Origin of the sequence: Pallidibacillus pasinlerensis (assembly GCF_009996845.1) — a bacterium.
Classification (GTDB): domain Bacteria; phylum Bacillota; class Bacilli; order Bacillales; family Caldibacillaceae; genus Pallidibacillus; species Pallidibacillus pasinlerensis.
Map to the genome: position 1 here is coordinate 1 of NZ_JAACYS010000023.1, position 18,487 is coordinate 18,487.

Below are 18,487 nucleotides of genomic sequence, written 5' to 3' on the forward strand. Positions count from 1 at the left end.
ATAAAAAGAGCTGTCTTATGACAGCCCTTTTTATAAATGCTAATTTTATTTATTATAACCTTCTACAATAGCAATTCCTGAACTTGCACCAATTCTAGTTGCACCAGCTTCAATCATTGCTTTTGCATCTTCGGCTGTACGAACACCTCCAGATGCTTTGACACCGATATCCGGACCTACTGTTTCTCTCATTAATTTAATATCTTCTACAGTAGCTCCACCAGTTGAGAATCCTGTTGATGTTTTTACGTAATCTGCCCCTGCTTTAACCGATAATTCGCAAGCTATACGTTTTTCCTCATATGTCAATAAAGAAGTTTCAATGATAACTTTTACTAAAGCTTTCCCTTTAACTGCATTAACAACGGCTTCAATATCTTTTTGTACTAGTTCAGTATTTCCACTTTTTAGTGCACCAATATTAATTACCATATCTACTTCTGTAGCACCATTGGTTACCGCATTAACGGATTCAAAAGATTTAGTTTCTGGAGTATTTGCTCCTAGTGGGAAACCAATAACTGTACAAACTTTAACATCTGTACCCTCTAATAATTCGCTTGCTAATTTTACCCATGTAGGATTTACACAAACAGAGGCAAAGTTATACTGTTTTGCTTCTGCACATAATTTTTCAATTTGATCCTTTGTTGCTTCTGGTTTTAATAATGTATGATCAATATATTTTGCAATTTCCATTTTCATTCTCCTTTACTTTTTAGGTTGAGAGTCAATATTAGTTTACCTATTATACTGTTAATTTAAACTTGAAAAGAGGGGCATTTCACCTCCCCAAAGAAACATTACCTAAAACCTAAAATTAACTCACAATTTGTTCGTTCTCATTAACAACGTCATCGTCCATTACACGAACAAATTGACCTTTACAATATGGATATCCCGCTTTCGTAATTTTCACGCGAACAATTTTCCCACACATATCTTCTGTTGCTGGAAAGACGACTTTCAAGTAGTTATCGGAATGTCCTTCATATAATCCGCTGTTAGGATCTTCTTTAAAAGGAACCTCCGGAATAACATCTAATACTTCGCCTTCAAAGTTCGCAGCATATTCTTTAGCTAGTTGGTCAGATAATGCAATCAATCTACTTACACGTTCATCTTTTACGGATTCATCAATTTGATCTTGCATTCTTGCTGCTGGTGTTCCTGTCCGTTTTGAATATGGGAATACGTGAAGTTCAGCATATTTATGTTTTTTAACAAAATTGTACGTTTCCATAAATTCTTCTTCCGTTTCACCAGGGAAACCGACAATAACATCAGAAGTAACCGCTAGACCAGGTAGTGCATCTTTTAATTTCAATAAACGTTCCTCATATTCCGCCATAGTATATTTTCTTCTCATCCGTTTTAAAACAGTGTCTGAACCGGATTGTAATGGGATATGCATATGGCGAACAATAATGTTTGAATCACGAATGACATCAATTACCTCATCGGTTAATTGACTAGCTTCAATAGATGAAATTCTTAATCGTTTTAATCCTTTTACATTTTCTTCTAAATCACGTAAAAGCATTGCTAAATTGTAGTCTTTGAAATCTTGTCCATAGCCGCCTGTATGGATTCCAGTTAACACGATTTCACGATAGCCATTATCCACTAACATTTGCGCTTGGTTAATTACTTGTTCTGGGTCTCGAGAACGCATTAGACCCCGAGCCCAAGGAATAATACAAAACGTACAGAAATTATTACAACCCTCTTGAATTTTTAAAGATGCGCGGTGACGATCAGTAAAGTAAGGTACGGTCATTTCTTCATATGTGCGGTTTTTCATAATGTTTTTGACCGCATTAATTGGTTTACGTTCATTACGATATTGTTCAATATACTCAATCATTTTGTTTCGATCTTGTGTTCCTACAACAATATCTACACCAGGGATAGCCATAATTTCTGCAGGAGCTGTTTGGGCGTAACATCCTGTAACACAAATTACCGCATCTGGATTATTTCGGATAGCACGACGAATTACTTGCCTTGATTTTTTATCACCAGTATTTGTTACCGTACATGTATTAATCACGAAGACATCGGCATTTTTTTCAAAGTCAATTCGTTCATAACCATGTTGATTAAACAATTGCCAAATGGCTTCAGTTTCATAATGGTTCACTTTACAACCTAGTGTGTAAAAAGCAACAGTTGACATATAATCACCTCAACAACTCAAAATAAAATGAAATCGATGCTAAAGCATATAATGGAGCCGTTTCCGCACGAAGTATTCTTGGACCAAGCCCACAAAGAATGAAGCCATTACTTTGTAAGATGGAAATCTCCTCCTCAGAAAATCCTCCTTCAGGACCAAATAGCATCAGTAATGAATCTCCATCACTTAGTTTTTGTAAACAAGTAGGGAAATTTTTTGTATCATTCTCTCTACCTTGTTCTTCGTACGCAACTATCTTTGTATCAAATTTTTCACTATGCTTAATTAACTCTTTAAAAGAACAAGGAGTTTCAACAATTGGAATTATATTTCTTTCTGACTGCTCCGCTGCTTCTTTAGCAATTTTTTGCCACCGTTCAACACGTTTTTCTTTTTTCTTCTGATCAAGTTTTACAACAACCCGATCTGAAGAAAAAGGAAAGAAAGAATACGCTCCAAGCTCTGTCCCTTTCTGGATAACTATATCGAATTTATCACCTTTAAGCAACCCGCTTCCAATCGTGACTTTTATCGGAAGTTCTCGCTTTTCTTCAATTTCATATAAAATTGTAGCTTCTACATATTCTGGATGAATCTCTATGATTTCACATATAGCGACACGGCCTTCTGTATCGACAACAGAAAACTTATCCCCTGGTACCATACGCAACACTCGGATAATATGGTGATAATCTTCACCTAACATATGAATTTTGTCGCCATTTCGCTCATTATTCGTTAAAAAATATCGTTGCATATAAACTCACACTTTCATTTGCGCCTTATTTTTTAGCAATAATTGTAACCCAATCTTCCATTTTTAATGTTTCTACAATCGTAAAACCAGAAGATAATATTTTATCCTCAACTTCTTGTCTTTTCTGATTAATGATACCAGAAGTGATAAAGTATCCACCGTCTTTTACTAGACGATAAGCATCATCTGTAAATCTGACTATAATTTCTGCAAGGATATTGGCAACAATGACATCGGCCGGTTCGGTAATGCTATTAAGTAAATTATTTTGCTTGACAATAATTTGATCTTGTACGTTGTTTAATTCAATGTTAGACTTCGCACTTTCAACTGCTACATCATCTAAATCTAATGCTAGAATATGTTTTGCCCCAAGTAATGCAGAGGCAATACTTAAAACACCTGATCCTGTTCCTACATCATAAACGATATCGCCTTTTTTAACTGTTTGTTCTAATGCTTGGATACTCATAACCGTAGTTGGATGAGTGCCTGTCCCAAAGGCCATACCAGGATCAAGTTCAATGATTAACTCATCACTAGATACTGGCTCATATTCTTCCCAAGTTGGGACAATCGTAAATTTGCTCGATATTTTAACCGGATGGTAATATTTTTTCCAAGCCGTGGCCCATTCTTCTTCTTGAACTTCACTAATAGTTACTTTATTTTTTCCGATGTCAATATTAAATGACATTAAATTGTTGATTGCAGATTTAATTTGTTCTACAGTTTCACCTAAAAAACTATTAACAGGTAAATAAGCTTTTACAATAACGCCTTCTTCCGGAAAGTCATCCGCATTCAATTCATACATTTCACCGTATTGTTCCGGATGTTCCTTATTTAAATCGAAAGAATCTTCAATTACAATACCGCTAGCTCCTGCTTCATATAAAATATTTGCAATCGGTTCAACTGCTTCATTTGTTGTATGGATACTGATTTCAGACCATTTCATAATCGACCGAACCCCATTCTTTATTCTCCTTTAAATGCACGTTTCATTTTATTTAAAAATGAATCTGATTGCTCTTCAGGTACATCACCGCTTATCGCTGCGAATTCACGAAGTAGTTGTTTTTGTTTTTCTGTTAACTTTTTAGGTGTAACAATTTTTAAAGTAACGTGTTGGTCGCCGATACCGTGACCGCGGACATTTTTTATTCCTTTACCACGCAAGCGGAATTTCGTATGTGATTGAGTACCAGAAGGGATTTTAAGCTTAACTTTACCATATAATGTTGGTACTTCAATTTCATCTCCAAGAGCTGCTTGAACAAATGTAATCGGCATTTCACAATACACATCATCGCCATCACGTTCAAAGAATTCATGTTCTTTTACATAAAAGACGATGTACAAGTCACCTGGAGGACCTCCATTAATACCAGGTTCTCCTTGTCCTGCCACACGTAATTGTTGCCCATCGTCAATTCCAGCTGGAATTTTAACATGGATTTTCTTACGTTTTTTCACTTTACCTGTTCCACTACAAGTTGTACATTTATCTTTAATAACTTCCCCGGTACCTTGACAATGATGACAATTTCTTCGATTTACAATACGACCAAATGGTGTATTTTGTTCAGTGGAAATTTGTCCACTTCCATGACAATACGGACATTCTTCAGGGCTAGTTCCAGGTTTAGCGCCACTACCGTGACAAGTAGAGCATTGTTCATCCTTAGGAATTTCAATATCTGTTTCTTTACCAAAAGCAGCTTCTTCAAAGGTTAGCGTCATTGTATATTGTAAGTCGGCTCCTTGTCGCGGTGCATTTGGATTTCTTCGTCTTCCTCCACCACCGAAAAATGTATCAAAAATATCTTCGAAACCGAAGCCGCCAAAATCACTAAATCCACCGCCACCAAAACCACCGAAGTCTTGATTTGCTCCAGCATGGCCGAATTGATCATATTGTGCCCTTTTCTGGTCATCACTTAACACTTCATAAGCTTCAGCGATTTCTTTAAATTTTTCATCAGCACCAGGTTCTTTATTTATATCGGGATGATATTTTTTCGATAATTTTCGGTATGCTCTTTTTATCTCATCCTTGGTAGCATCTTTACTTACACCAAGTACTTCATAATAGTCACGTTTTGCTGACATTTTTTCCACTCCCCGTACTATTCACATAAAAATTATTCTAACACTCTTATGATAAACTAAGCAATCATTGTTAATAAAAATAGTGAAAATCCATATGCATTTAAGTATGATATCCTTTATAAAAGGAGCTACTACAATATATTGCTATGAGCACAAAAAGTCAAAGCCAAGTGACCTTGACTTTGACTTTTTTCGGTTTTACCTATACGGTCCGATCCTTATTATTTATCATCCTTAACTTCTTCGAAATCAGCATCTACAACATTATCATCTTTTTTCGCATTGTCTGCTGTGTTTGCTTCAGTACCTGCTCCAGCTTGTGCACCAGCATTTGCTTCGTTTGCCTGTTGATAAAGTTTAACAGATAACTCTTGAACGATTTGAGAAAGTGCATCTTTCTTAGCGCGAATTTCTTCAATATTATTACTTTCGATTGCTTTTTTCAATGCATCTTTCGCTTCCTCAGCTTTTTTCACTTCCGCAGCATCAACTTTACCTTCTAATTCTTTTAATGTTTTTTCAGTAGTAAATACTAGTTGATCTGCTTCGTTACGTAATTCTGCTTCTTCTTTACGTTTTTTATCTGCTTCAGCATTTGCTTCTGCTTCTTTAATCATCCGTTCAATTTCTTCATCAGATAGACCTGAACTTGATTGAATTGTGATTTTTTGTTCTTTTCCTGTACCTAAATCTTTCGCACTTACGTTAACGATACCGTTTTTATCGATATCAAAAGTAACCTCAATTTGTGGTACACCACGTGGAGCAGGTGGTATGTCCGTTAATTGGAAACGACCAAGGGTTTTGTTATCTGCAGCCATTGGACGCTCACCTTGTAATACATGGATGTCAACAGCTGTTTGGTTATCAGCAGCAGTTGAGAAAATTTGTGATTTTGATGTTGGGATTGTTGTATTTCTTTCGATTAATTTTGTGAATACCCCACCCATTGTCTCAATACCTAAGGAAAGTGGTGTTACGTCTAGTAATACAACATCTTTAACGTCACCAGAGATTACCCCACCTTGAATTGCAGCACCCATCGCTACAACTTCGTCTGGGTTAACTCCTTTATGTGGCTCTTTGCCTAATTCTCTTTTAACTGCTTCTTGCACAGCTGGAATACGAGTTGAACCACCAACTAAAATAACTTTATCAATTTCATTTGCAGTTAAACCTGCATCACTTAAAGCTTGACGAACAGGCCCCATTGTTCTTTCAACAAGATGTGATGTTAATTCATCAAATTTTGCTCGGGTCAAAGTCATATCCAAATGAAGTGGACCACTTGGACCAGCAGTAATGAATGGTAAAGAAATTTGTGCACTTGTTACACCTGATAAGTCTTTTTTCGCTTTTTCAGCTGCATCTTTTAACCGTTGTAATGCCATTTTATCTTGTGATAGGTCAATGTTGTGTTCTTTTTTGAACTCTTCAACTAGATAATCGATAATCGCTTGGTCAAAATCATCTCCACCAAGGTTGTTATCTCCCGATGTGGAAATTACTTCAAATACTCCATCTCCAAGTTCCATAATGGAAACGTCAAATGTACCGCCACCTAAGTCAAATACTAGAATCTTTTCTTCATTTTCAGTTTTATCTAATCCGTAAGCTAATGCAGCTGCCGTTGGCTCGTTAATAATTCGCTCAACTTCTAATCCGGCAATTCTTCCTGCGTCTTTTGTAGCTTGACGTTGAGAGTCATTGAAGTATGCTGGTACAGTTATTACCGCTTTTGTAACTGGTTCTCCTAAATAACTTTCAGCATAAGATTTTAAATGTTGTAAAATAATCGCAGAAATTTCTTGAGGAGTATAGTCTTTTCCTTCAATATTTACTTTATAATCAGTCCCCATATGACGTTTGATAGAAATAATTGTATTTGGGTTTGTAATTGCTTGACGTTTTGCAATCTCTCCAACTTGACGCTCACCATCTTTAAAAGCCACTACAGATGGAGTTGTTCTTGCACCTTCTGGAGTTGGAATGACGACTGGTTCTCCACCTTCTAATACCGCTACACATGAGTTTGTCGTTCCTAAGTCGATACCAATAATTTTACTCATAATTAAACCTCCCAAAATCAAGTCTAAATTCTGTTGCTATTGATTTACTTTCACCATTGCAGGGCGAATAACTCTATCCTTTAATTTATAGCCCTTTTGCAACTCCTCTATTACGATATTTGAATCATATTGATCATCATTTCCTTGTATAACAGCATGATGTTCATGAGGATCGAATTCTTTACCAACAGCCTCAATTGGCTCGATACCAGCATTTTTAAAAGTATCTAGTATACTTTTATACACCATTTCAACACCTTGTAGTAAGGCTTTACCGTCTTCACTAGTAACATTTGATTGTAGTGCCCGCTCGAAATTATCTAAAGCTGGTAATAATTCTGTTGCTAAATCTTGTGAACCATACTCTTTCAAAGCTTCCATTTCATTACGGGTTCTTTTACGGTAGTTGTCATATTCTGCTTGAATGCGCAAAAGACGATCTTCTTTTGCTTCCAGTTCTTTTTGTAATTGTTCAATCTTTTCTTGTAAAGTTTTCAACTCATCGGTAGAACCTTCTTGTTGTTTTGCAGATTCTTCAATTTCTTCGTTATTTTTTTCTCCTGTATCATTGTAATCTTCTTGAGTCTGATTGGTAACTTCTTCTTGAGTTTCATTAACTTCGTTCATTTCTTTTTCCTCCAATATTGAATCTTTCTCTTCAGCCATATTTTCACCCCCTATTTTGGGAATTTTTTCTATGCATGTAAAGTATGTAAACACATTTGTCCGCACGAGATTGTACAACCACGTGCGGAACAATTACAATCACTAATAAAATAAGTATATGTCACCCATTTATTAATCATATAAATTTGATAATGTAAATGTCAAATTTTTACTTAATAAATTCAATACGGATATCGCTTTACTATAATTCATTCGTTTCGGACCTAAAATCGCAATTTTTCCGACTTGTTCTTCGCCAATATTATAAGTGGCAGATATTAAACTTAAATCTTCCATTTCAGGAACTTTATTTTCTGTCCCAATTTTCACATGGATACCAATCGGTGTTTTTCTAAGCAGATGATAAAAATTATTCTCTTCTTCCATCAACTTCATGACATCTTTAATTTTTTCAACATCTTGGAACTCTGGTTGTTTTAAAATATTTATTTTTCCACCATAATAAAGTTTATCATTAGATGAAATGTTTAATACACTTGCTAACGATTGAAAGAACGACTCATAATTATTCACATGCTCTTTAAAAAGTAAAATAATTTCACCCATTAGCTTCGAGTGTAATTCACTTAACGGTACACCCCTTAAGCGTTCATTTAAGATATTTACTGTTTTTTCGACTTCAGAAGGATGGATAGATTTTGGTAAAGTGAACAATTTATGCTCGATATGACCCGTATTGGTAACAATAATTGCTACTGCTGATTCATCATTTATAGGGATGATTTGAAACTTACTCAACCTATTGTCTTCAACCGTCGGTCCTAAAACTATTGCAGTATACTCTGTCAATTCGGATAACACTTTTGCAGAGTTTTGAACAACTTGTTCAAGTTCAACGATGCTTTCTTCAAATAGCTCATTAATCATATTTAATTCATGTTGTTCAATTTTCTCAGGTGATAGCAAATGATCGACATAAAACCGATAGCCTTTTTCAGATGGGACTCTCCCTGATGATGTGTGAGTCTTCTCAATTAAACCGTGTTCTTCTAAATCGGCCATCTCATTACGGATTGTCGCTGGACTAAAGTTAATTCCTCTCTTTTTAGCCAACGCCCGGGAACCGACAGGTTGAGCAGAGCGAATAAAATCATCAATAATGACCTGCAATATTAACAACTGGCGTTCTGTTAACATCACCATCACTCCTTTTAGCACTCATTAATCAGGAGTGCTAACACTTATAAATTAACAAATTCGCTTACATATGTCAATATTTGTGAGTTTTTTCTTAATCCAAAATCATATGAATAAACACAAAAAGCAACTAGCTTTTTGCCAATTGCCTTTTACAAATAGTGACCTATTTTATAAATTCTTGGAAAACGATATTTCCAAGAAATCTACCTTTTTCTGTTAAACGAATAAATTCATCATTTACTTCGATTAATTTTTCGTTTGTTAATTTTTCAATTTCATCATGATAATATTCAAATGGGTTAACGGAAAACTTTTCCTTAAATTTTTTCACAGACACACCAGCTGTTTTTCTTAATCCAAGAAACATTTCTTCTTCGATTTTGTCCTTTTTCGTTAACGTAATTTCTTCTCGTATAGCAAGTCCAGTCTCTTCAACTGCCTGAATATATTTATTAACCGGCCCAACATTTGATCTTCGCGCAGAACCTATATACCCGTGTGCTCCTGCACCAAGTCCATAATAGTTCTCATTGTCCCAATAAACGATATTATGTTTACTCTCATAGCCTTTTTTCGCATAGTTACTTATTTCGTATTGATGGTAACCATGATGATTCATATCATTCATAATCCGTTCATACATTGCTGCCTCGATATCTTCAGATGGCAAAGGAAGTTTCCCTTTTTTCATTAAATTATAAAAAATAGTTTTTGATTCGACAATCAATGAGTAGGCTGAGCAATGTTCCAGATTTAACCGAAAAAATTCCTCTAACGAGTGTCCGACATCCTCTAGTGTTTGGTTCGGTAATCCATACATGAGGTCAATACTAATATTTTCAAACCCGATTTTCCTCGCTTCCTCAACCGTTACATATACGTCTTTCGCTTTATGGCTACGACCAATTGCCTTAAGTAGATCATCATTAAATGATTGAACACCTAGACTCAAACGATTAACTCCATGATCTTTTAACACTTTTAGTTTTCCTGTTGTTAAATCTCCAGGATTGGCCTCAATGGAAAATTCAATATTTGGATCAAACTGAACAAAGGAATGTATAGATTGCATTAAATAGTCGAGCTGCTTTTCATTTAAAGCAGTTGGGGTACCTCCACCAATAAAAATAGTTTTAATTTTTTGAGGTGGATGTTGTTGGAAGGTCGTTTCCATTTCCCGATGTAACGCTTGCAAATATTCATCAACCGGCTGACCTTTTAAAAACACTTTATTAAAATCACAATAAAAACAAATATGTGTACAAAACGGAATATGAATATAAATCGATTCCGGCATAACAAATCACAACCTTAGAACACAAGAGTTTCCTCTTGTTATAAATTTTGAAACAGATGTCAGTTCTCTATGTTTCAATTTTGAACACAAAAGAAATAAGGGTTATAAAAATGAAGGCAGAAAGCCCTCGCGAGACTTCAGCGGGAATAGCGTGAGTCTTGAGACCCCGCAGCCATGCCTGCGAGGCGAGGAGGCTCAAGCCACGCCCGCGGAAAGCGAGCGAGGGGCAATCTGCCGTATAATTTTTTTTACTTTTTAATCTTCATCAAGTTTTAATACTGCCATGAATGCTTCTTGTGGGATTTCAACGGATCCAACTTGTTTCATCCGCTTCTTCCCTTCCTTTTGCTTCTCTAACAATTTACGTTTACGAGAAATGTCCCCACCGTAACATTTAGCAAGAACGTTTTTCCGCATCGCTTTTATCGTTGAGCGAGCAATAATTTTTTGACCAATTGCAGCCTGCACAGGTACTTCGAATTGTTGACGAGGAATTAATTCCTTTAACTTTTCAACAATTACTTTTCCTCGACTGTACGATGAATCTCTATGAACAATGAAACTTAGCGCATCGACTTTTTCACCGTTTAATAAAATATCCATCTTCACTAATCTGGATGGTTTATAGCCAATTAGTTCATAATCAAAGGAAGCATAACCCTTTGTATGAGATTTCAATTGGTCAAAGAAATCATAAACAATTTCTGCCAATGGAATTTCATAAATAATAGATACACGAGTTTCATCTAAATATTGCATATCGATAAAAATACCACGTTTGTTTTGACAGAGTTCCATTACAGCACCTACATAATCTTTCGGTGCCATAATCGATGCTTTTACATACGGCTCTTCAATACGGTCAATCTTTTGTGGATCAGGCATATTTGCCGGGTTATCCACTTCAACATCATTCCCATCCGTAGTATACACATGATAAATAACACTAGGTGCTGTTGTAATTAAGTCAATTTTAAATTCCCGTTCAATCCGTTCTTGGATAACGTCCATATGTAATAAACCTAAAAATCCACAACGGAAACCGAAACCTAGCGCTTGCGAAGTTTCTGGCTCAAATTGTAATGAAGCGTCATTTAATTGTAATTTCTCTAGAGCTTCACGTAAGTCATTATATTTGGATGTATCAATTGGATATAAACCGCAGAACACCATTGGATTTAACTTACGATATCCTGGTAACGGTTCATCAGCTGGATTATCTGCCAACGTTATCGTATCACCGACTTGTGTGTCACCAACATCTTTAATAGATGCAGTTAAATAACCTACATCACCGACTGTTAATTCTTCCTGTGGCGTATGTTTAGGTGTTTGTACACCAAGTTCAGTTACTTCAAACTCTTTTCCAGTTGCCATCATACGAATTTTATCGCCAACTTTCACGGTTCCATCGACGATTCGAATCATCGCTACTACACCACGATACGGGTCATAGGCAGAGTCAAAAATTAGAGCTTTTAATGGTGCATCAGGGTCACCTGTTGGCGGTGGTACTTTATCAACAATTTGCTCTAATATTTCCTCAATTCCAATTCCCGCTTTCGCAGAAGCAAGTACAGCATCACTAGCATCTAACCCGATAACATCCTCAACTTCTTGTCGAACACGCTCAGGCTCAGCGCTCGGTAAATCTATTTTATTAATAACAGGTACAATTTCTAAATCATTATCGAGTGCAAGATATACGTTCGCCAATGTTTGAGCTTCAATACCTTGGGCAGCGTCAACAACAAGGATTGCCCCTTCACATGCTGCAAGACTTCGAGAAACTTCATATGTAAAGTCGACGTGTCCTGGTGTATCAATCAAATGGAAAATATATTCCTCTCCATCTTTCGCCTTATACTTTAATTGCACCGCATTTAATTTAATTGTAATTCCACGTTCCCGCTCTAAATCCATTGAATCTAGCAACTGATCTTTCATTTCTCTATTTGACAATGCATTCGTTTTTTCTAAAATTCGATCAGCTAATGTAGATTTTCCATGGTCAATATGAGCGATAATTGAAAAATTGCGGATTTTTTCTTGTCGTATTAATTTTTCTTCACTATTCATAAATTCCGTTCACTCCTAAATCCTTGCAAAATCGCTAATTTTGATTATAACAGTACATTTTTTTATATTCAATCAAAACTCTATAATAGTATAATATCATCTTTTTTCTTTTCATGTTTTTCTGATTTTGTATCAATTTTTTACCATTTTCAGTTATATAAAAGAAAAAACTGTTTCAATGATGAATGACACCATTGAAACAGTTCTATACATTATAAGAAGAGCGAGGAAAATATAGTGCTAAAAAAGTTAGCCAATTTTTGGGCAATATCCGAAAAAACATTATAAGTATTAATTTCTTCAAAAACTTTTTTCTTCTCTTCGATATTATGACTAGAAATCTGTTCACCTAAAATACTCGTTTCGTACACCTCATCTTGCTTTTCTACCTCTATAATTTTTTCAAAACGACCATCATCATACCCTTTCATTTTATGTAAACCATTATTGGCCTCTAAAAATCCGAGTATAATACCAAAAAACAACACACTGATTAATAAAATCGTTTTTAAAAAGAATCGAACCATTTTTTATCACCCAATCACGACTATGGTAGACCACTTTTTTACACTATATGTTTCATTTAGTCGAAAAATACTAATTTTAATAGACAGAAAAATGAAAATAACTTTTAAAAGGTTGAAAAATTAGCACTATCTTCATCTAAACTTAAATGCAAAGCTTGATTTAATCCACTAGCGATTAAATTTGCCATCCGTTCAATAAAAACGTCGACCTCTTTCGGAGTGACCATTAAATTATGACCGGTTGGCGTTAATACTTCTCGGATCAATGCACGCTTTTCTTCTTCATCAAGGGTACCAACAATCCCCATAAACGTTTGCCTCTCTGATTCTCCTGGTAAATCTTCATCTGTGAATACCTTTTTCTCGCCAAAGGTTAAATTTGCTGGAGCTAAAGCACGGGACGGACGATTACCTTCTTTTAGTTCACGACCGAAATGTTTTAAAATATAATCAATGCTATCACTTACGATAGATACAGCATCGACAACTGTTGGAACCCCAATTGAAAAAACATCAACACCTAAAGTTTCTTTACTTAACTCTTTTCGTTTATTTCCTACTCCAGAACCTGGATGAATTCCAGTATCAGATATTTGAATCGTTGCATTAACTCTTTCTATTGAACGAGATGCTAAAGCATCGATGGCGATAATAAAGTCTGGTTTTGTTTTCTGAACAATCCCGAAGATAATATCACTCGTTTCAATTCCTGTTAAGCCCATAACTCCTGGAGAAATTGCACTTAATGGACGATAGCCTTGTTCGACCGTTTCCGGAGATAATTCAAATAAATGTCTTGTTACCACTAATTTTTCACAAACCATCGGACCGAGAGCATCAGGAGTTACATTCCAGTTCCCTAGTCCGACGACTAAACATTTAGCATCCTCATTAATATTGTGACTTTTTATAAAGCTTTTAAACTCTTTAGCAAAAATCGTTCTCGTTAATTCCTCTAGTTCACGGTTTTCTTGGCGGATTCCTTGACTCTCAATCGTTAAATATTTACCAGGTTTCTTTCCAACTATTTTTGACCCTTCTTCCGATATCGATACATCAACAATTTTTACACCTTGATCCGTTCTTTCTTTTACGATGACACCTTGAATTTCAGAAAGGTTTTGTTCATTTTTTTCTTGTTGTTCAACGGCCATTTCTCTTGCTTCAACGGCTAAATCCGTACGGATGGAAAATTTTTGTAAATCTTCTCCCTTAACCACAACGATCATCCTTTCTTGTTCATTAAGCAATTGGAAACTTTTATGTATTATTCCCGAATGATTTGTATTCAATCCATAATAGATTTTTGTGAGACCTATTGCATTCTTTGTCATCTTTTGATAGAATATCAGTTGTTCTTTAAGTTGAAATTTAGTCTGAAACCGTCTGGTCTGGCTTCACTAGGAGGTGAAAAGATTGGCAAATATTAAATCTGCAATCAAACGTATTAGAACTAACGAAGAAAGCCGTGTTCGTAACGCATCTGCCAAATCTGCTATGCGTACGGCTATGAAAAAAGTTGAATTAGCTGTAGCTAACAATAATGTTGATGAAGCAAAAGAAGCTTTAACTGTAGCTGTTCGTAAAATAGATAAAGCAGTGACAAAAGGTTTCTTACACAGAAACTCTGCTGCTCGTTACAAATCTCGTTTAGCTAAACAAGTTAACTCTTTAAACGCTTAATCTAAAAGTAAAAGAAAATTTGGTGTACTGCCAAATTTTCTTTTTTTTGCATAAAAAAAGAACGAGTCATTCACTCGTTCCATTAATTCCCTACTATTTCCCTATCATCCTTCGTAAGGAAGGTTAGGAAGAATAATTCCATCATTTTTTCTTTATTTCCGTATCCTGTTTTCATTTTATAATCTAAATCTGCTAAGTATTTAATCATATCGAGAATTCGTTTTTCATCAAATGACCTTGCTTTTGGAATTGCCAATTTTACCCGATACGGATGGACCTTAAGAATTCCAGAAATTTGTTTTTCACCGTATCCTTTATTTACTAACGTTTTAACTTCATAAAGGAATCTTACTTGACTCGCAATTACCGCTAATATTTTTATTGGTTCTTCGTTTTGTTTTAACAAACCATAAAATATTTCCAACGTTTTATTTAAATTTCTTTGCATCACTTGATCAACTAGTGCAAAAATATTATCCTCTAATGATTTTGCCACTAATAATTGAATCGTTTCTTCATCAATCGTTTGTTCTCCACTGTATAAAAACAACTTTTCCAATTCATTATGTAATAAAGTTAGATTAGGTCCAACATATTGATAAAGTAATTCAACGGCGTCGCTTGTAATTTCACTACCAATTTCAGAAACTTGATCATATATCCATTGTTTTATTTCTTTTTCAGAAAGACCTTTTGCTTGTAAAGTAACTGCTTGTTTTTTTAATGCCTTCGTTAATTTTTTCCGTTCATCTAATTTTTCATATGGAGCAATTAGAACCAATATTGTAGAAGGCACAGGATTTTCGATATAACTTTCCAAAGCCTTTAAATTATGTTCTACTTTATCCTTTCCCTTTTCCGATGTTAAAAATATCGGATGATAGGCGATTACAGTTTTACGTTCACCAAAAAAAGGAACCGTTTCACAATCTTCAAGTACCGTTTCTATTGGAGTTTCTTCTAAATCATAAATGGATAAATTAAACTCTGCTTCTTCTTCTTGAATTGATTCTTGTATAATTAAATCTTTTGTTTTATTTATTAAAAAGTTTTCGTCACCATACAATAAATAGATTGGTGAGAATTTTTTTTGTTTAAGTTCTTTCCATACTTTTGCAAACACGAATCTTTCGCCCCGTTCAATTTAGTTTTTCTTTTATCCTATGAAAAAAATAGGAAACTGTCAAAGAATCGAAAATTTTTAATTGTTAAGAAAGACATGTTAAAAGGGATAGTCGCCATTGACTATCCCTGTATATATTGAACGCTAGAATAAGTCCAATCTTACTCTAGCGGGACTACTTTCAGTTTTCCACCTACCCGATTACTTTATTTGTGTTAACGTTTGTCAATTTTAACCTTTCGAATATGTAGACTTTTTAAAATGTTTTGTTTATACTAAATTTATCAGGAGGGGTGGATATGAACGAATTTGAAAAAGATGTGCAATATAAAGGAAATGACTTTATCGATTCTGGAGTAGCCTTTGTTATTTCTTTTGGATTTTTTGCTACTATTTTCATCATTGCCACCGTCATTCAAGTAATCGCTTCATAAGATTCATTTGGAAAACAGACTGTAAAACCAGTCTGTTCTTTTTCTTTATATTATGTTGGAATGTGTCAAATGGTGACACTCTTTATTCTTCAAGCATTGTTGACAATTTTTCTATTTCAAATAAATAGAAATACGTAACTGCTCCATGCTTATCGGTACGAAAGGTTTTAATTTTATAATCCTTTAAACGATCAATTACTTCTTGATGAGGATGCCCATAACGGTTATTTTCTCCAGCAGAAATGACGGCAATCTCAGGTTGAATCGCATTTAAAAATGGTTCTGTTGTTGATGTATTTGAACCATGATGCCCTGCTTTTAAAATATCCACTTGTAAATTTGGATACTTTTGAATTAATAACTCCTCTCCCTCTTTTTCAAGATCACCGGTAAACAACCATTTTTTCTTTCCTAATTTAGCGTAAACAACGATTGAAGCGTTATTACTCGCTTTCATATTTTTTTCTGGTGCAAGAATATAAAACTGATTCTTACCCTTTGTCCAATACATTCCATCAAAAGCATACGTTACCTTTGTATTATTTTCTTTCGCTAATTTAATAACCTCTTGTTCAGCAATAGATTTTTCCATTGTTTGCCCTACAACAAGTTCACCAATATGGAAATGGTTAAATAAAGCCGCACTCGAACCGACATGGTCAATATCCCCATGCGTTAAGATAAGCCTATCTAGTTTTGTAATTCCTTTACTTTTTAAAAAAGGAACTACGATAGATTCACCTGGGTCAAATGGTTTCTCCCGCTTTTCCCAATCTTCTTGCGGAAATTGAAGAACTCCACCTGTGTCAATTAAATAATTCCCTTTGTTTAAAGGCATGCGAATAAAAATACAATCCCCTTGTCCCACATCAATAATTGTAACTTCTCCTACTGGAGAAAATTTTACAAATAAAATTTGCAAGATAAATGGACAGAGAAAAATCGTAAGCAATAACAACTTTTTCTTTGCAAACTTATCTTTTTCATAGAAGATAAAACAAATAATGATGCTAATAAAAAAGAGTATAAAGATGGAGGTTGGAGGTTTGCCTAACACGATTGTAAACAAATCAAAGCCATTCATCCAAACCGCAAAATCGTTCGGATACTCTAGCAACACTGTAAGTATCGATACAAACAAACCACTCAACTTTGGAAATAATAGGATTATGATATAAGTTAGAAAGCTTAACGGGAGAATGAAAATTGAATAAAGTGGAACGTAAATGATGTTGAGAAGAAAACTTATGAGAGAAAACTCATAAAAACTCGTTAAAAGGATTGGTAAAGATACAATTTGGGAGATTAAAGATATTGCTATACCACTTTTTAAGAAACCATGTATCTCTTGTAAAATTGCTCGTGAAAGAAGTAAACCTGCAGTTACTGTATACGAAAGTTGAAAGCCAACATGATAAATAATAAAAGGATTAATCAATATAAAAATAATAAATGAGATTGATAATGCATCTAGTGAATTTAAAATCATTCGCCATTTTGATAAAAATAAAATGAGCCATGCCATAAAAACGGAGCGAGTTACAGATGGAGCAGCACCGCCTAAAACAGCATATATTGGTAGAAACAATAGAAGAATCAGACGAACACGTTCCCTCGTAATGCCAAACTTTAATAAAACATAATATAAACAAGCAATAATTATACCAACATGTAGCCCAGAAATAGCTAATAAATGGGATAAACCTAGTTTTTGATACGCTTCTTCAACGGATTGATCCATATTTTCATCATGTCCGAATAGTAACGCATTTATAAAGGGCGCAATATGTTCTGGAAAGTGTAGGTTGATACTTTCTATGCCACTTCTTCGAAAATCTAATAGTTTTTGATACAAAGTTTTATCTTGTAAAAAGCAGTTTGATATTCGTTCAACCTTTAACAAATAATAGATCTTTTGCGTTTGTAAAAATTGTCGATAATTAAATGCGTTTGGATTCCTCGGTTCAGGTGGTAATTCAAAAATCCCTTGAACTTGACAATAAACACCTGGCTCAAGCATATGTTGAAGTCTATCTTTTTCATCTTTCGTTTTCATATAGTAGGTAAATGCAAGCTTTTCACCTTGTTGTCTAACTACTGTTCCACTTAATTTATTCCCATCAAATTTAGGATAATCGGCAAATTGAATAAATAATGCTTGTACCTCTTCTGGTGGTGGAGGTATTTCTTTTTCAAATCGCCAATGAAAGCAGAAAAACATAAGGAAAAAGCTTGCAAGCACAATGTAAAAAGATTTTTGTAGTTTACGATGTATAATATAAAAAAATAATAACGCCACAAGTATACCTAATAGAAAATGGTGGTATGTCAAAAAAGAAACAATCGTGGCTATGCTGATGTAAACAAAAACACCAGGAAATATACCACTACACACCC

Annotated in this window: 16 protein-coding genes; 2 read left to right on the forward strand and 14 right to left on the reverse strand. The window is 34.7% G+C overall.

Annotated elements, in window-relative coordinates:
* Positions 1-45: 45 nt before the first annotated feature.
* From deoC to gpr, 12 genes are all read right to left on the reverse strand, one after another.
* On the reverse strand, positions 46-705 hold the full coding sequence (deoC, locus tag GW534_RS06755) for a deoxyribose-phosphate aldolase (RefSeq protein WP_161920293.1): 660 nt from the start codon (positions 703-705) through the stop codon (positions 46-48).
* 115 nt (positions 706-820) lie between these two features.
* Positions 821-2,179 (reverse strand): tRNA (N(6)-L-threonylcarbamoyladenosine(37)-C(2))-methylthiotransferase MtaB, encoded by a 1,359-nt coding sequence (mtaB, locus tag GW534_RS06760; protein WP_161920294.1) that lies wholly within the window; start codon positions 2,177-2,179, stop codon positions 821-823.
* Between the two features lie 4 nt (positions 2,180-2,183).
* Complete coding sequence (locus GW534_RS06765; RefSeq protein WP_161920295.1) at positions 2,184-2,936, reverse strand: 16S rRNA (uracil(1498)-N(3))-methyltransferase; 753 nt, start codon at positions 2,934-2,936, stop codon at positions 2,184-2,186.
* A gap of 25 nt (positions 2,937-2,961) precedes the next feature.
* On the reverse strand, positions 2,962-3,897 hold the full coding sequence (gene prmA, locus GW534_RS06770) for a 50S ribosomal protein L11 methyltransferase (protein WP_161920296.1): 936 nt from the start codon (positions 3,895-3,897) through the stop codon (positions 2,962-2,964).
* A 20-nt stretch (positions 3,898-3,917) separates the two neighbouring features.
* Positions 3,918-5,051 (reverse strand): molecular chaperone DnaJ, encoded by a 1,134-nt coding sequence (gene dnaJ / locus GW534_RS06775; RefSeq protein WP_161920297.1) that lies wholly within the window; start codon positions 5,049-5,051, stop codon positions 3,918-3,920.
* Between the two features lie 221 nt (positions 5,052-5,272).
* Positions 5,273-7,120, reverse strand: a complete 1,848-nt coding sequence (gene dnaK / locus GW534_RS06780; protein ID WP_161920298.1) for a molecular chaperone DnaK — start codon at positions 7,118-7,120, stop codon at positions 5,273-5,275.
* 36 nt (positions 7,121-7,156) lie between these two features.
* Positions 7,157-7,747 (reverse strand): nucleotide exchange factor GrpE, encoded by a 591-nt coding sequence (gene grpE / locus GW534_RS06785; protein WP_161920329.1) that lies wholly within the window; start codon positions 7,745-7,747, stop codon positions 7,157-7,159.
* 171 nt (positions 7,748-7,918) lie between these two features.
* Positions 7,919-8,944, reverse strand: a complete 1,026-nt coding sequence (hrcA, locus tag GW534_RS06790; protein ID WP_161920299.1) for a heat-inducible transcriptional repressor HrcA — start codon at positions 8,942-8,944, stop codon at positions 7,919-7,921.
* Positions 8,945-9,110: 166 nt separating this feature from the next.
* Positions 9,111-10,244, reverse strand: a complete 1,134-nt coding sequence (gene hemW / locus GW534_RS06795; protein WP_161920300.1) for a radical SAM family heme chaperone HemW — start codon at positions 10,242-10,244, stop codon at positions 9,111-9,113.
* A gap of 255 nt (positions 10,245-10,499) precedes the next feature.
* The gene (lepA, locus tag GW534_RS06800) at positions 10,500-12,323 is read right to left on the reverse strand and encodes a translation elongation factor 4 (RefSeq protein ID WP_161920301.1); all 1,824 of its coding nucleotides are present in this window, start codon (positions 12,321-12,323) and stop codon (positions 10,500-10,502) included.
* A 212-nt stretch (positions 12,324-12,535) separates the two neighbouring features.
* Entirely contained in the window at positions 12,536-12,850 is a 315-nt protein-coding gene (locus tag GW534_RS06805; RefSeq protein WP_161920302.1) for a DUF3679 domain-containing protein, read from the reverse strand.
* Between the two features lie 104 nt (positions 12,851-12,954).
* Entirely contained in the window at positions 12,955-14,079 is a 1,125-nt protein-coding gene (gene gpr / locus GW534_RS06810) for a GPR endopeptidase (RefSeq protein ID WP_202630853.1), read from the reverse strand.
* Between the two features lie 187 nt (positions 14,080-14,266).
* Here gpr and rpsT point away from each other — a divergent pair, with 187 nt between their 5' ends.
* Positions 14,267-14,533, forward strand: coding sequence for a 30S ribosomal protein S20 (gene rpsT, locus GW534_RS06815; protein ID WP_161920331.1), 267 nt, complete (start codon positions 14,267-14,269; stop codon positions 14,531-14,533).
* A gap of 82 nt (positions 14,534-14,615) precedes the next feature.
* Here rpsT and holA read toward each other — a convergent pair whose 3' ends face one another.
* Positions 14,616-15,656 (reverse strand): DNA polymerase III subunit delta, encoded by a 1,041-nt coding sequence (gene holA / locus GW534_RS06820; protein ID WP_161920303.1) that lies wholly within the window; start codon positions 15,654-15,656, stop codon positions 14,616-14,618.
* A gap of 299 nt (positions 15,657-15,955) precedes the next feature.
* On the opposite strand from holA, the gene GW534_RS06825 reads away from it, so the two are divergent.
* Positions 15,956-16,090: a YqzM family protein gene (locus GW534_RS06825; RefSeq protein ID WP_161920304.1), complete on the forward strand. Its 135-nt coding sequence runs from the start codon at positions 15,956-15,958 to the stop codon at positions 16,088-16,090.
* Between the two features lie 82 nt (positions 16,091-16,172).
* Here GW534_RS06825 and GW534_RS06830 read toward each other — a convergent pair whose 3' ends face one another.
* Positions 16,173-18,485, reverse strand: a complete 2,313-nt coding sequence (locus GW534_RS06830) for a DNA internalization-related competence protein ComEC/Rec2 (RefSeq protein WP_312854640.1) — start codon at positions 18,483-18,485, stop codon at positions 16,173-16,175.
* Between the last annotated feature and the right edge of the window lie 2 nt (positions 18,486-18,487).

Coding starts and splice junctions, on each gene's coding strand:
- deoC (WP_161920293.1), bottom strand. CDS start 705: ATGAAAATGGAAATTGCAAAATATATTGATCATACATTATTAAAACCA.
- mtaB (WP_161920294.1), bottom strand. CDS start 2,179: ATGTCAACTGTTGCTTTTTACACACTAGGTTGTAAAGTGAACCATTAT.
- GW534_RS06765 (WP_161920295.1), bottom strand. CDS start 2,936: ATGCAACGATATTTTTTAACGAATAATGAGCGAAATGGCGACAAAATT.
- prmA (WP_161920296.1), bottom strand. CDS start 3,897: ATGAAATGGTCTGAAATCAGTATCCATACAACAAATGAAGCAGTTGAA.
- dnaJ (WP_161920297.1), bottom strand. CDS start 5,051: ATGTCAGCAAAACGTGACTATTATGAAGTACTTGGTGTAAGTAAAGAT.
- dnaK (WP_161920298.1), bottom strand. CDS start 7,120: ATGAGTAAAATTATTGGTATCGACTTAGGAACGACAAACTCATGTGTA.
- grpE (WP_161920329.1), bottom strand. CDS start 7,747: ATGAACGAAGTTAATGAAACTCAAGAAGAAGTTACCAATCAGACTCAA.
- hrcA (WP_161920299.1), bottom strand. CDS start 8,944: ATGTTAACAGAACGCCAGTTGTTAATATTGCAGGTCATTATTGATGAT.
- hemW (WP_161920300.1), bottom strand. CDS start 10,244: ATGCCGGAATCGATTTATATTCATATTCCGTTTTGTACACATATTTGT.
- lepA (WP_161920301.1), bottom strand. CDS start 12,323: ATGAATAGTGAAGAAAAATTAATACGACAAGAAAAAATCCGCAATTTT.
- GW534_RS06805 (WP_161920302.1), bottom strand. CDS start 12,850: ATGGTTCGATTCTTTTTAAAAACGATTTTATTAATCAGTGTGTTGTTT.
- gpr (WP_202630853.1), bottom strand. CDS start 14,079: ATGATCGTTGTGGTTAAGGGAGAAGATTTACAAAAATTTTCCATCCGT.
- GW534_RS06825 (WP_161920304.1), top strand. CDS start 15,956: ATGAACGAATTTGAAAAAGATGTGCAATATAAAGGAAATGACTTTATC.